The organism is Fischerella major NIES-592 (assembly GCF_001904645.1).
Lineage (GTDB): Bacteria > Cyanobacteriota > Cyanobacteriia > Cyanobacteriales > Nostocaceae > Fischerella > Fischerella thermalis.
This window is the reverse complement of sequence record NZ_MRCA01000001.1, coordinates 405,755-420,171: the sequence shown is the minus strand read 5'-3', so window position 1 is coordinate 420,171 and position 14,417 is coordinate 405,755. Positions and strand designations below refer to the sequence as shown.

Below are 14,417 nucleotides of genomic sequence, written 5' to 3'. Positions count from 1 at the left end.
GATTATTTTTGCTAGATTACACTATATTTCTCAATCATTTCCAGAAGATTCTTTTTGACACTGCTAAAAGCAAAATTTGTTACGACGTATTGCCTACCTGTATCACCCATTTCAGCTAACTTATCCTGATTGGCTATCATCTCTTGTATTGCTTTAGAAAAGCTTTCGTAATCTCGATAAATTTTTCCACCACCACTACGAGTAACGTGTTCAACCAAAACTTCACAAGCACCATTTACTAAAACTGGTGTGCGTTGAGCCATTGCTTCTAAAGTGACTATGCTAAAACTTTCATAAGGTGAAGGCATAACAAAAATAGAAGCTCCAGCCATTAATTGAAATTTTTCTTCTGGTGTAACAAATCCTCGAAAATCAATATCTGGATGAGAGGGAATTTCCATCTCATTCTTTCCAGTCAATATTAAACGCAAGTTAGATGGATAGCTGTTCTTGAACTGAATGAAAAAATTGACCAGGTCATTACATCCCTTATTCTGATCAATACGACCGCAGTACAGTAAATATGGATATTCAGCTTGCAAAGGACTACGAAGTAATGTGTCAACACCCATAGAAACAACTTTACCTGGTAGTTCTCCCCATAATTTTTCTCCCAAGGCTTTTTCAGCGTTAGTCAACCAGATAAAAGAAGGAACTCTTTTATACATGTACTTATAAGCTGTCAAGTAAGCTGGAGGTTCATCATGGAGTGTCGGCGCTAGCAAAACTTTAGAAAAGGGAATTTCAGCTATTCCAAAGTACGATGTTGGATAAAGATAAGTCGCAAATATAATACATTGATATTCGTTATAATGCGCTCTCAAAAAAGAAAGTAAGGGTTCTGAGTATGGGCCTTGAAAACGAATGAATTCTTCTTGAAGTGCAATACTCCAAGATATGCGTTTACTATTTTCTGTATCAAGATATTTCGGGTAGTGAAACTCTCGTAAAAGTCGTGTATGTAAATTATGCCAATATTCACTACGACCGATAGTAACTGGAAAACGATGAATGTTTATGCCTTGCTTTGTTTCACAACCAGGAGTTAAGACGTTTGCCCAAGTCGTATATTCTAATGCAGTTGTAGTAAGTATATCTACTTGAAAATTATCGCTCAGTAAATTAGCATACTGCCATGCTAAAGCCTCCGATCCTCCCACAATGCTTTCATGGCATCGCTGAACAACGATTGCAATTCGGTTCATTTTAGACTCTTGATTACCTGTATAAATTTAGTCTCAATTTGTTCATTCGTAAAAATTTCTTTGTAGCGCCGCCATCCCATTTCACCAAGACTAGCACTAACGAATTCATCTCTGGCTATACAGTCTACTGAGCCAGCCAATAGATAGGGATCTGGCTTGTCCCATACTAGGCCTGCTTTTCCTAGAGTGTAAGGAATAGCAGTTGAACCATAAGCTACAATTGGTATCTTCATTGCCATCGCTTCAACTAGTGGCACACAAAAGCCTTCATGTTCGCTTGTAGTCATAAAAATATGAGAGACAAGATAGTAGGCTTTGAGAGCTTCAGCAGAAACTCCACCAGTAAATACTACTGATTCTTGTAAGCCTAAATCTTGAACTTTTTGATGAATAAAATAGTTATAAATTTGTAGGCGTTCATCTTCCTTACCAACAATTAAAAGGCGACTATCTTTGTTGTAATTAGTGTGGTAAATATAAAAAGCATCTATCAGTGCCGCATGCCCTTTATTCGGAGCAATGCGACCAACCATTAAAATATTAGTAATCTTATCTGTGTATTTATCTAAAGTAGTGATATCTGCATTAATATACTGCAAATCGTCAATATGATGGAATGGAGGAATTACGAAACTTTTTTCTTTTTGTACCCCTAGTGAATGTAATTCATTTGCATTATATTCAGAATCAGACAAATAAAGATTTACATCATGTAAAGCCGCTACAGACTGTAATTGTTTTCTTCCTGACCTGCAAACAGATGTGTAATCTTGATTGACATCTTCATAAAACTCTGGTGGTGTAACGTTATGATATTTGATGATTTTTTTACAATTTAACTCTCTCAGTAGATTAAGACCTACATCCCAACCCACCGAAAAATGATAAATTAATATGTCATGCTTTTTTCTGAGGAAAGATTTTACCTCTTGTAAATGGTGTACTGATGGTGATGCAATACTCCATGCTTCTGCAAATAACTTGACATTGTAACCTTGTTTTGTAAGAACATTATGCATCCCTATGACATCATTGCTGACAGCATCACCATTGATAATGCAAGGGGTTAAAATACCAATATTAATCACAATTTTTATCCTAACAATCCAACTATAGTGCTTTACAGTTTTTTGTATCCTACTACAGCATAATCTTGATAATTCATTCTTTGTTCTGGAAAAATTCGCGCTGATTCTGGTATCAAAGAAGAATAAATAATTTTTACTGCTTTAAATCCATGCCACTCTAATAAAAACTTCAACATTTCTGGAGGTAGAGGCTTAACATGAGTAGAGTCTTGGTAAAAGTTTGATAAGGCATATAAGCTGTGAGGATTGACTGTCTCAATGATAATTACCCCATCAGTTACGAGTTTTTCAAATGCAAGAATTAAAAATCGATGAATGTCTTCAATGCTCAAGTGTTCGGCTACTTGCAGCGCAGATATTCCACAATATCTTTCGCTTGTATTTTCAAGAAAATTTAGTATTTCTGCGTTATGTACATTAAATCCACATTTTTTGAGTGTCTCTATTTCTAATTGATTCAAATCAATTCCTACGCATTTTATATTACTCTCAGTGAGGTTTTGCAGAAACTCTCCTCTACCACATCCCGCATCCAAGAAAGGATAACTAACACTAAGATCTTTATTAATAAAATTTAGATAAAATTTTTGTTTTTCTTTGACAATATCCGACTGATAAAAGACATTTTCAAAAAGATAGTAGAATAAGTCTTTTTTGTCGTGTTTGTAATGTTCTTCAGTTGGGATTTTTGACAACGCAATTGCCAAATTTATGTAGGATTCTTCAGTAACTTCTAAAAATTCTGGTAAGTTATGTACTTTTTTTGTATTTAATAACTCATCTACAGTGTCTACACGTTTGTCTATCCCTTTCACTCGATTATCTACGGTGTCTACACGCTCGTCTATCCCTTTTACTTGATTATCTACAGTATCCAATCGCTCTTGAATAAGAGTTAACCGATTATTAATGCAAGTATCAATGTTATTAAAGGTAAAATCAATTCCTTGGATACTACTATCTACAGTACCAAATCGTTCACACAGTTCTTGAATGCGAGTATCTATTGCAGCTAAATGGTGAGATTCTTGATCGAGTTGCGATCGCAAAGTTTCTATTTGTCCAATTAACTGTCGATTCAGTGCTACAGACTCTTTTAAAGCCTTGATAACATTGAAGTTTACTTCTCTTTGGTCTTTAAATATAAAATTTAGTATTTTCAGTGCTAATTTTTGTATTCCTTTGCTGAAATTAAAGGGAAATCGATTTAAATTATCAGGCCATTTTGTACGGGAAACTGCTCTAGACTCTGCATTTTTGAGCAAACCCTCCATATAGTTAAGATTGGCATTCATTGCAGATGTATAACTATTTGTCTTTATGCTTAAGGAGGAAAATGGCTTAGGAGTTGAAACTAACTGGATCTTAGATTCCTTCTTCAGGTTTGCTACTTCCTCCCGGATCTTCTGCATCAATTTATCAACATCAATTTCAGGATTATTTGCTTCAAACATAACTATTTAATTAAATTCTTGATTTTTTTCTTCGGATTGAGCGATCGCATAGTATTTTTCTCCACCAATTTTGATGGTGGAATTTAAATCTACTACACCATCGCAGAAAATACTATTAGTAACCTCAAAAACAACTAATTCATCAATCCAGTCATAACTAATACCTTCTTCTGAATGCACTCCTACTGTAAATGTATAAACGCCTTTATTCAAGTAGCATGGAATTTGAAAACACACTTGTAAATGCTCACCAGCCTTGAGTTTTGGTAAATTACAGCCCTTGAGGAAAGTATTGGTTCCATACATTACCAACCCCATCAGGTTTCTCAAGGATATGCCTACAACTAAATCTGAAAGTTCTGCTTTGGCTTCTAAAGAAATGAGAACTTGAAAAGTTGAACCACTTTCTACCTTACTTATCTCTTTTTTATCTAAATCAGTTAGTTTAATACTATTGATAGTAGCTAGTTTGTTTCCATGCCTGTGCAAAGCTTTTTTTTGATGATTTCCTACTACAAAATCATTACTCTCAATTGATTGAATTTCCTCGCTCAAGCTTTCATTTTCTGGTTTTTTTCTATTATCTTCTGGTTGATCGCTACTTAATAAAGCAATATAATGATTTACGACTTCTTTGGGTTTACCAATTTCTAAAACTCTGCCATAATTCATTAACACAGCAGTTTTACACAACATCTTGACACTGGAAGAGTCGTGAGAAACAAACAGGATAGTTACTCCCTGTTCTTTCATTTCTCGAATTCGCTTCATGCAACGAGCTTGAAATTTCGCATCGCCTACAGCTAAAGCTTCATCAACTATTAAAATACTCGGTTCTGTATTGGCAATCACTGCAAATGCCAATCTCACCACCATCCCACTAGAATAGGTTTTAACTGGATGTTCTATAAAATCACCTATTTCAGCGAAAGCAGCAATATCATCAAACTTAGCTTCTATTTGCTCTTTACTCAGACCTAAAATTTGCCCGTTAAAAAAAACATTTTGTCGTCCTGTAAACTCTGGATTAAAACCACTACCCAGTTCTAATAACGCTGAAACTCGCCCATTTACCCACACCTCACCTGTAGTAGGTGTTAGTGTTCCAGCAATAATTTGTAGTAGCGTACTTTTACCAGAACCGTTTTGACCAATAATTCCTACAGTTTCACCTTTGGGAATTTCCAAGTTGATATCCTGTAAAGCCCAGAACTCTTGAGCATGATTCTGACCACGTAATAAGATTTCTTTAAGCTTATCCACAGGACGAGCATAGCGCTTGTAGCACTTAGAGATATTTTTTAGTGAAATTGCAATCTCCTCACCCATATCACTACACACGCTTTCAAAAGTAACTGTGCTAAATTCTACACATTAATGTCATCAAACAGTAAAAGGTTTCTGTTTGAGTTAATTGCACACAGTTATTTACAAAACATCAGCAAACGCTGGGCGTAATCGTTTATAAACTGAAAAACCTATACAAAATACAATTGCAGATATTACAGTAGTTACTCCCCACTCACCCCAGTGCTTTACTTCTCCTACTAAAACTAAATCACGATAAACTTCAGCAATAGCTGTCATAGGATTTAACCAAAACACCAAATTCCGCCATTCTTCTGGAATTGCTTTCGCAGGATAAAGAATTGGTGTTAAATATAACCAAATATTGAGAATTACTCCCAAAGTTTGGGGAATATCTCGCAAAAACACAGTTAATCCCGCCATAAGATAACCTAATCCTGCTGTCAACAACAATTGTGTTAACCAAATGAATGGCAATAGGGCTAAAGTTGAATGTAAAGTGTGGGTAGATACAGCTACAAAAAAAATCAACGCCATCAATCCAAAGGAACTTTCAATGAACGTTGATAAAGTTGGTACTAGGGGTAATAAAGCCAGAGGAAACACTACTTTTTTTACTAAATTAGGTTGTGCTACTACTGAATTTGCAGCCTGAATTAATCCACTGCTAAAAGCAATCCAAGGTAGTAAACCTGCAAATAACCACAAACCAAAGGTAAAATTGTTTTCTGGAACGCCTTTAAGACTGAGTTTTACCTTTAAAACGACCGAAAATACATAAGTGTAAATCAGTAACTGCGATAGCTGATTCAATAGGGCCCACAAATTACCCAAGATGGAACCTTTGTAGCGAGCTTCTAAATCACGCCGTACCAGCGCTCTTAATAAATCAAATTTCGCCCACCACAATTCATTGATTGGTAGCCACTTTTTCAGCTTTCCTGCTTTTCGGACAACTCCTCGCATGGTTTGCAACAATTTTTGCTTCCTCGCTCACTTTCTACACACCTAATTGCTTGTTTTGAAGCCGATTCGTTATGAAAGTTCCTTTGTTATTTCATTGAAAACAGTTGCCACTCCCAAATAGCAGCAAAAATATTTAGGTGATTTTACCACAAATGGTTATTGAATTTGCTCTGTTAATTTCTAGTATTCGGTTTTGTCAGGATAAGTTAAATTATCTGGTTCAATTCCCAAATAACGCAACTGCTCAGCTAAACGCTGCGATCGCTCTTTTTCCTGTTGTAAAAGTGTTGTAAAAGTAATTCTGCCTCATTTGCCCTAGCTGTTGCTTGTTGTGCTTGTTGCTGAGTCCGGCTACTCTCCCTTGAACCCGCTACCTGTGGAAGCCGCTGTTGCTTCTACGCGTGTACGCCAGGTGACGCCAAGTGCTACAACGGGGGACTCACCGCCCCCCGTGGGGATTGAGGGTTGGGGGAGGGAACCCCTATTCTGCGCACTGGCTCACCGCTTGCACGCTATACACTCCCCTCTACTTCACCTTAATCGGCGTCAGGGCTACACCTTTGTAGTAATGCCCTAATATTTGCAGATGGCTGGCTCCCTGCAAAGCTAGATTGTAAGCGCCCCATTGACTCATGCCAATACCATGACCAAAACCTAGTCCTTGGAATGTGAAGCCATCATTACCATTGGAGACATTAAAGCGGGTACTCTTTAGCTTTAAGGCTGTACGTACTTCTTCGCCTCGCAGCAGCTTTTCGCCTTTGTCACCGACAATTTTTAAAGCTTTCACACTGTTAAAAGGCGATCGCTGTTCAATAATTATCTGCTTGGGATTACCTATTTCTGGAAATTTACTACTAATTTCCGTAGGGGAAAAAGTTCTCATCCAATAGCATTCGCGGATATTTTGGTCAAAGTCAGGAACAGCACGCAGGTAGGGTTCTTTGCTTAACCAAACATCTTCGACATTTTCAGTATGTCCACCAGAGCAAGCATGAAAAACTGAGAGAATAATTTGGTTGTTATACGTGAGGACTTGCCCGGCGGTAGCGTCAACAGCGGCATAAGTATTACGAGATTCGCTAATCACACCTTTATAAATCTGCCAACGATCAGGGCTATCACCCAAATCGTAAATGGGATTATTGCGCTGTCTTCCTCGTTCATAAAGGGCGTAGGTACGAGCTGCGATCGCTTGGGCTTTGAGGGCTTCTAGGGGCCAGCGACTATCCATTTCCCCACCCAAAACACTGTAGAGGTATTCTTCTAAATCTACCCAGTTAACAGCAGTGACACCTTTGTTTGTGGGGACTACTAGAGTTCTTCCCCGATACCAGCGATCGCCTATATAAACAAATCCCTTACCTGTTGGCTCAATCCAAAACAAACCAGATTGCCATTTATCTAGGGCTACTCCACCAGGGACTGTTTGGGCATAGTACGCATTCATTGCTGGTAGTTGTCCCAGAGTACGCCCACTACCATCTTTGACAATCGCAGTTGTAGAACTGCCAACTTTAACCTGCTTGGCATCCTGTTCAATTGCTACCCGCAGGATCACAGACGCTTGGGCTGGTAGACACAATGCAATCCATAAAAGTACACCGAACCACCAATGACGTGCTTTGATTTGGGAAAACAAAGAGGCTAAGAACAGTTGGAATTTCATGCCGCTGATCATTGAGTTACAGTTTATATTTATCAGACGCTCATTTTGACAGTAGTTTCCCGGATATAGGATTTGAATCTCCATATGATAGGGATATTTGATGGCAAAGCTTGTGTGGCGATCGCTTATTTTAGCGTCACCAGCAAATCTGTTGCTGCCAATATTTACGTTTTCATTACTTCTGGATGACACATCACTGATCAGCTAAGATTTTTTCTTTGGCTTGATTTTGTCATATCAACGGGGAACCGAATTACCGATGAGTCTGTGTTTTTAACTTATTCTGCCTAAGCTTTCTGATTTCAACAAGACCTCATAAACTAAATAACCAATCTTGTGGAGCTTGTGGTGATCGTAAATGTACTACTTGTAGGTGAGCATATTCTGGTTGACTAAACAAAATTGAGTACTCTTTTTGCTTTTTGTGGTAGGTATTTAGTCCCCTTTATTAAACTCATATTGCTACGGTAAAGACATTTGCGATAACTACTATCTTGGTGAATATGCACTTATACTCAACTTTGATAGCACAGGTAAGCTAATTAAAAAGGATATCATCTCGATTTAAACCACGGGTTTTTTACCCACAAATGAGGGAATGAAAAATCGACCACCGATGCACACAGATGCACACAGATAGATTGTGAGTTTGCTGCTAAATTAATCCCCTAACAAATGACAAATGACCAATGACAATAGACAATTGACCACTTACTTAAAAAAGTGGCCCTGAAACTTGGGCCACTCCTAGCTTCCCAGCTTAAAACTAGATGAAGATTTAATGGGACTTTTCAGTAATAGGAACCCATTCGGTGTGGAAAGTACCTGGTTTGTCGATGCGTTCGTAAGTATGCGCGCCGAAGTAGTCGCGTTGAGCTTGAGTGAGGTTTTGGGGCAAGCGATCGCGACGATAGCTATCAAAGTAATCCAAAGATGCACTAAATGCAGGTACGGGAATTCCCAATTTCGCAGCAGTTGCTAAGACTTCCCGCCAAGCTGCCTGTCTATCGAGAATTGTTTGCTTAAATTCTGGCGCTAACAGCAGGTTAGGTAATGCTGGATCTTCGTTAAAAGCCTTCTTAATCTTGTTCAAAAATCCTGCGCGAATAATACAGCCACCTTTCCAAATTCGTGCTAATTCACTCAGCTTCAAATTCCAGTTGTATGTTTGTGAAGCTTTGGATAGTAGTGCCATCCCTTGAGCATAAGAACAGATTTTTGAGCAATATAAGGCATCACGCACCATGTTGATGAAGTCCTTGGTTTGCCCATTGTACTTACCAGAAGGACCTGTAAGTACCTTAGATGCAGCTACCCGTTCTTGTTTGTAGGAAGAAATAATGCGAGCGTTTACTGCTGCTGTGATTGTAGGTATGGAAACCCCCAATTCCAATGCTGTCTGCACTGTCCAGCGTCCAGTACCTTTTTGTCCAGCCGAGTCCACAATTAATTCGACCAAAGGTAAATTTGTATCTGGGTCGATGTAGGGGAAGATATTAGCGGTGATCTCAATCAAAAATGAATTGAGTTCATCGGTGGTGTTCCATTCGGCAAAAACTTCGTGTAGCTGATTGTGATCCAATCCCCCAGCATTTTTCAGCAAATCGTAAGCTTCAGCAATCAACTGCATATCGCCATACTCAATGCCGTTGTGTACCATTTTCACGTAGTGACCAGAACCACCAGGGCCAATATAGGTAACACAAGGGCCATCATCTACTTGGGCGGCAATTTTATTGAAGATAGGGGACAGATACTGATAAGAGCTTTCAGTGCCTCCTGGCATTAAAGAAGGGCCATTGAGCGCCCCTTCTTCACCACCACTTACACCCATACCGATATATCGGAAGCCAGCGGGTTCTAGTTCTTGGGTGCGTCTGTCTGTATCTTCAAACCAAGAGTTACCGCCGTCGATAATGATGTCGCCTTCATCAAGCAAAGGTTTGAGCTGGGCAATTACTGCATCTACAGGTTTACCAGCTTGTACCATGATTAAGATTTTTCTGGGACGTTCCAGAGAAGCGACAAACTCTTCCAGGGTAAAAGCAGCTTTGACGTTTCTGCCCTGGGCACGTTCTGCCATGAACTTGTCGGTTTTTTCGCGTGAGCGATTGTAAACAGCAATTGGGAAGCCATTACGCTCTACGTTGAGCGCGATATTTTCCCCCATGACGGCCAAGCCAATCACACCAAAGCTTTGTAGGGTCATAAATTTTTGGCTAACTCTTCGTGATCTTTTATCTTTAAGGGTAGTCCGAGATTTTCGCTTCTTTCCTAAAGAAGACATTAAAAGTTCAGCGACAGAGTATAAATGCACAAACTACACAGATAAGTAATTTCAATTTGTATCGAAATCAACAATTATCTTGCAAAATTAGTTAGTGGTTAGTTGTTTGTTGTTTGTTGTTTGGAACTACCAACCACCAATAACCAACTATCAATCACCAATTACCAACAATCACCAGTCCCATGACGTAGTTAAGGAGAAACACGAAATGCTGGCACATGTCCTAGCACTAACAGTAGGTCTTGGTAGTATAGCCATTTATTTAGCGGCTTTCTTTTTCCCAGAAATTCATCGTAAAAATGATTTTATCTGGAGCGGTATAGGACTGTTTTACGCATTAATGTTATGGGTGTTTGCGCCACGCATTACCGGGGGTCTGTTACTAGGTCATATTGCCAGTGTGGCGCTTTTGGTTTGGTTTGGTTGGCAAACCCTTTCATTGCGTCGTCAGTTAGCCCCTTCTGCACAACAAACCCCTGTACCCAGTACGGAAGCAGTGCAAAATACGATTCAGGAACAGGTGACTAAATTATCGTTGCCAGAACGTTTAGGACAGATACAAAGCAGACTGGGTGGAATTTTCTCTGGTGCCAAGAATCGCGTCCAACAAAGTGTCAGTACAAAGACACCAGAAACCCCTCAACCTACAGAAGAACCCGCTGTTGAGATTACCGATCATCATACTACTACAGTAGAAGCAACACCGTCAGCAGATATACCTACACCTGTTGATACTGAAGCTAAAACAGAGAGTGTACCGGAGGCAATTCCCCCTCACCCGCCATCACCTGACTTGGTAGAAGCTGCCCAAGAAGCTGCTGCTCAAGCCGAGGAAGTGGCAGAAAAATTAGAACAAATTCCTGTAGAAGAAATTGCACCGGATGCCGAACTCGCCCCACCAGCCGAAGCACCACCCGAACAAACACCACCGAGCGATCGCCCTAGTTAAAGAGGGTACAAACAGACAGAAAGCTGGAGATAGAGGGTCAGAAGTCAATAACATAGGCTTTTCAGTTTTCTGTCTCTTATCAGTGGCAAAATCTCATAGAGGTAATTTCGAGCATGGACTTTGTTGAAATGGGTTGGGAAGAGTAAAGTTTTTCTCTATAAAGCAGTTAGTTGGCACGGCAAACTTATTAGCGATGTAAGAGTTGGCTAATCAACACCAGTAAAGGCAGTGTCTCAACCAGTTTCTCTGAAAAATTTGTTTATTAATGGTTCATTTGGTTCTGTGGTTTTAGGAATGAACTCTGAGAAAGTTCGTCTGTTGCTTGGAATAGCAACGGCTGAGTATCAATATAATCTATCTAATCCAGATGAGTTAATGTGGGTTTACGGAAATATTGCGTTTTTCTTTAAAAATCAGGTTTTAGCTGAAATTGGTTGGCAGACTCATATCTACACCTACGAACCTTGTTTACCCGATGCAGGATTAATTCCTCTTGACCCTTGGATTATTTAGAATGGTCTGACAGTGGTGGAAGCAGAGAGGGAACTAAGACGTAACTCAATCAATTTTCGCAAGGTTACAATCCCGAAAGGATTAACATTCGAGGGTGATAGTGTTGTAGAACTGATTACTAGCTGTAATACGCGATTAATATTTAGAAGCTATTTAAATTGGCAGTTAGAAGGTTTTAATTTATCCAAACGATTTCAAATAGATACACCTTTAGAAACCTTTCTTGAGTTCTATACTTACTGATTTTGGCAGTGCTGTCCAGTGAAAATACGCATAATGTAAAATTAAACGCAGTCGAATAGACTGATGAGCGATCGCAATCACCAACACAGGCAAATATTATTTTTACAATGCCCTACTGTATTAACCCCCGTTGTCCAAATCCTCTTGCTCCTGAAAATGTAAATAATTCAACTTGTCACAACTGTGGATCAGAAATACTCCTGCAAGGTCGTTATACAGTTGTTGAAAAACTAGGCAAAGGTGGTTTTGGCACTACTTTTGCAGTAGATGATCGCGGTACACGCAAAGTTTTAAAAGTTCTCACAGATGATAACTCAAAAGCAATTGAGCTTTTTCAGCAGGAAGCACAGGTTTTGAGCCAGTTGCAATGTGCTGGTATTCCTAAAGTAGATCCTGACGGTTATTTTACAGTCCTACCAAACAATAGCTCTGTACCCTTGCATTGTCTGGTAATGGAAAAAATAGAGGGGGTTGATTTAGAAAAATGGATGAAATCTCGTCATTGTCAGCCTATTTCTCAAACTCAAGCTTTTGATTGGCTCAAACAATTAGTTAATATTCTATCTGTGATACATAACCAGCAGTATTTTCACAGAGATATTAAACCTCAAAATATTATGCTCCGATCCAATGGACAGCTGGTTTTAATCGATTTTGGAGCAGTACGGCAAGTTACTACAACTATCTTAGAAGGCGTTTGTCATACCAGAATTGTTTCTAAAGGCTATTCTCCCCCAGAGCAACAAAATGGTTACTCAGTGCAGCAATCTGATTTTTTCGCTCTCGGACGCACTTTTGTTTTTCTACTCACAGGTAAAGAACCCCAAGATTTAGCTATCTACAATCCTTTAACTAATCAACTGGACTGGTGTCCTCATGCATTGCAGATTTCGCCACTATTTGCAGATTTAATCGATTGTTTAATGGCTCCAGTTGCCAGTCAACGCCCTGAAAATACGCAGGTAATTTGGCAATGGCTAGAAAAAATTGAGCAAGATATCAACCAAACAGATATATGCTCACGAAAAACATTACTGCAAACATTGCCAAAATCAGGGTTATCTTTTGCCACTACAGTTTTTTCTCATCCTAACCAGACACGCCGAAAAACTTGGAAAATCTTTCTTGGCTCAGGAGTAGGATTAATTGCTGCTGTCACAACACTTATTAATCCAATCAGCACTAAAAACTCAGTTCCCAATAACAAACCCTCTGTTTTAACTCCCTCAAAAGTTTCCATTGTTAGTCAAAAATCTCAACAAACTAGAGACATTAAACCATCTGCTACTGTAGTTGCTAAAAATGCAGCGATCGCAACACAATTACAAGTAAAACAAAAAAATCTCAAGTTCAACCACAGCAAGAATTACAAGCAAATTTAAAATCAGAATCAAAATTATTAAAAACTGCTAATACTCATGAAAATAAAAAAAATAATTTAATTCAAGAAAGAAAACGCTCAGTCATACTCCAAAATCAGCAAAAAATAAAAAGTAGACCAAAAAAGGAAAAAACAGAGCTAAATGTAAATAGAGACTTTAGAAAAACCAAAGTTACAACAAATACATTGCCCATAAAAAACACCAACAATAGTCATTAAGGTTCAAAAATCCAAAAAGTTATTAGTTACTCAAAAGATAAGACGTAAAACTCAAACTCAGCAAACCAGACACAGGATAAAAGTAAAGTTAAAAAGAAATCACTATCATCTCAAAAAAGACAGGAAATAATTACTTTGACGATATATAGTTTTTTTAACGCAGAGGAACGCAAAGGTAAGTGCGGAGTGACGCAGAGTTTTTTATTGTCTGTTGATACGAATTAACTCGGTTAAAATGCTATCTAAACTGCCGTTGACTTGAATTCTATCTATCTTCTCTGCAATCCGTTCTAGCACTTCCAGTTCTTTCAGACGCAAGGCAACGGGGTTATCTTCCATCACTTTGGCGGTGTTCAACATACTACGAGTCGCAGCAGTTTCTTCACGGCGACGCACTACGTTTGCTTGAGCTGCTTTTTCCGCCTCTACAACTTTGCTCAAGATTGTCTTAATCTCACCAGGGAGAATAATATCTTTTACCCCTACTGAGTCAATTTCAATTCCGTAGTCTGCGGTTTTCTCATGAATGTATTCAGCAACGCTTGTATCAATGGCGCCCTTATTCTCTAGTAAGGCATCTAGGGTTCTTTCACCAACAGCAGCACGTAAGGCAAATTGTAGCTCTTTGTACAAGAAACCATTGATATCTGATAAACCATTTTTTGCTTTCAATGGATCGAGGATGCGGAAGCCAGCTGTTAAATTTAAGCGCAGAGGCACTTTATCTTTAGAGAGAATGTCTTGTCCGGATACTTCCATACTTTGCAAGCGTAGATCAATTGTTTCGGTTTGCAAAGAACGTCCAAATATCCACCAAGCATGTATCCCCGGTGGGAGTTGCGCTTGAAACTCTTGATTAATGTACAGTAGCCCAATGTGCTGTGCTGATACTTCCCGAATATGCAAACAATTACGGCTCAAAGACACTACCTCTGGCGAACCAGATACTAATTCTGCAACTAGGTGAGGTGGTAATTTAGCATCAGCGCTGATGTCAATGATTTCCACTTCAACTTCTCGCCAAAACAGTTTACGACTATAGGGTGGCAGGATAGAAATACTAGTTAGCCGTTCTGGACGCGTGGATTCTATAATGATTGGAAAACATCATTTGCTGCTAATTCAGGCATGAAGC

Annotated in this window: 10 protein-coding genes and 1 pseudogene; 3 read left to right on the top strand and 8 right to left on the bottom strand. The window is 38.9% G+C overall.

What is annotated here, in order from left to right:
• Positions 1-11: 11 nt before the first annotated feature.
• The 7 genes from NIES592_RS01795 to gndA form a co-directional block, all read right to left on the bottom strand.
• The gene (locus NIES592_RS01795) at positions 12-1,205 is read right to left on the bottom strand and encodes a glycosyltransferase family 4 protein (protein ID WP_073554748.1); all 1,194 of its coding nucleotides are present in this window, start codon (positions 1,203-1,205) and stop codon (positions 12-14) included.
• A complete protein-coding gene (locus NIES592_RS01790; RefSeq protein WP_073554747.1) occupies positions 1,202-2,293 on the bottom strand; it encodes a glycosyltransferase family 4 protein in 1,092 nt (363 codons plus the stop codon). The genes NIES592_RS01795 and NIES592_RS01790 overlap by 4 nt, the downstream gene beginning before the upstream one ends.
• Before the next feature lie 32 nt (positions 2,294-2,325).
• Positions 2,326-3,747, bottom strand: coding sequence for a methyltransferase domain-containing protein (locus tag NIES592_RS01785; protein WP_062249179.1), 1,422 nt, complete (start codon positions 3,745-3,747; stop codon positions 2,326-2,328).
• A 6-nt stretch (positions 3,748-3,753) separates the two neighbouring features.
• A complete protein-coding gene (locus NIES592_RS01780; RefSeq protein ID WP_073554746.1) occupies positions 3,754-5,076 on the bottom strand; it encodes an ABC transporter ATP-binding protein in 1,323 nt (440 codons plus the stop codon).
• A 99-nt stretch (positions 5,077-5,175) separates the two neighbouring features.
• Entirely contained in the window at positions 5,176-6,021 is an 846-nt protein-coding gene (locus NIES592_RS01775; RefSeq protein WP_073554745.1) for an ABC transporter permease, read from the bottom strand.
• A gap of 526 nt (positions 6,022-6,547) precedes the next feature.
• The gene (locus NIES592_RS01770) at positions 6,548-7,702 is read right to left on the bottom strand and encodes a SpoIID/LytB domain-containing protein (protein WP_062249184.1); all 1,155 of its coding nucleotides are present in this window, start codon (positions 7,700-7,702) and stop codon (positions 6,548-6,550) included.
• 766 nt (positions 7,703-8,468) lie between these two features.
• Positions 8,469-9,899, bottom strand: a complete 1,431-nt coding sequence (gene gndA / locus NIES592_RS01760) for an NADP-dependent phosphogluconate dehydrogenase (RefSeq protein ID WP_016864745.1) — start codon at positions 9,897-9,899, stop codon at positions 8,469-8,471.
• Positions 9,900-10,185: 286 nt separating this feature from the next.
• Between gndA and NIES592_RS01755 the strand changes: the two genes are divergently transcribed.
• From NIES592_RS01755 to NIES592_RS01745, 3 genes are all read left to right on the top strand, one after another.
• Positions 10,186-10,926 (top strand): Ycf66 family protein, encoded by a 741-nt coding sequence (locus NIES592_RS01755; RefSeq protein ID WP_016864744.1) that lies wholly within the window; start codon positions 10,186-10,188, stop codon positions 10,924-10,926.
• A 228-nt stretch (positions 10,927-11,154) separates the two neighbouring features.
• Positions 11,155-11,439, top strand: coding sequence for a hypothetical protein (locus tag NIES592_RS01750; RefSeq protein ID WP_073554744.1), 285 nt, complete (start codon positions 11,155-11,157; stop codon positions 11,437-11,439).
• Between the two features lie 350 nt (positions 11,440-11,789).
• A complete protein-coding gene (locus NIES592_RS01745) occupies positions 11,790-13,064 on the top strand; it encodes a serine/threonine protein kinase (protein WP_178379459.1) in 1,275 nt (424 codons plus the stop codon).
• Between the two features lie 419 nt (positions 13,065-13,483).
• Here the strand turns inward: NIES592_RS01745 and NIES592_RS01740 are convergent.
• A pseudogene (locus NIES592_RS01740) lies at positions 13,484-14,341 on the bottom strand (slipin family protein); the annotation flags it as partial.
• Between the last annotated feature and the right edge of the window lie 76 nt (positions 14,342-14,417).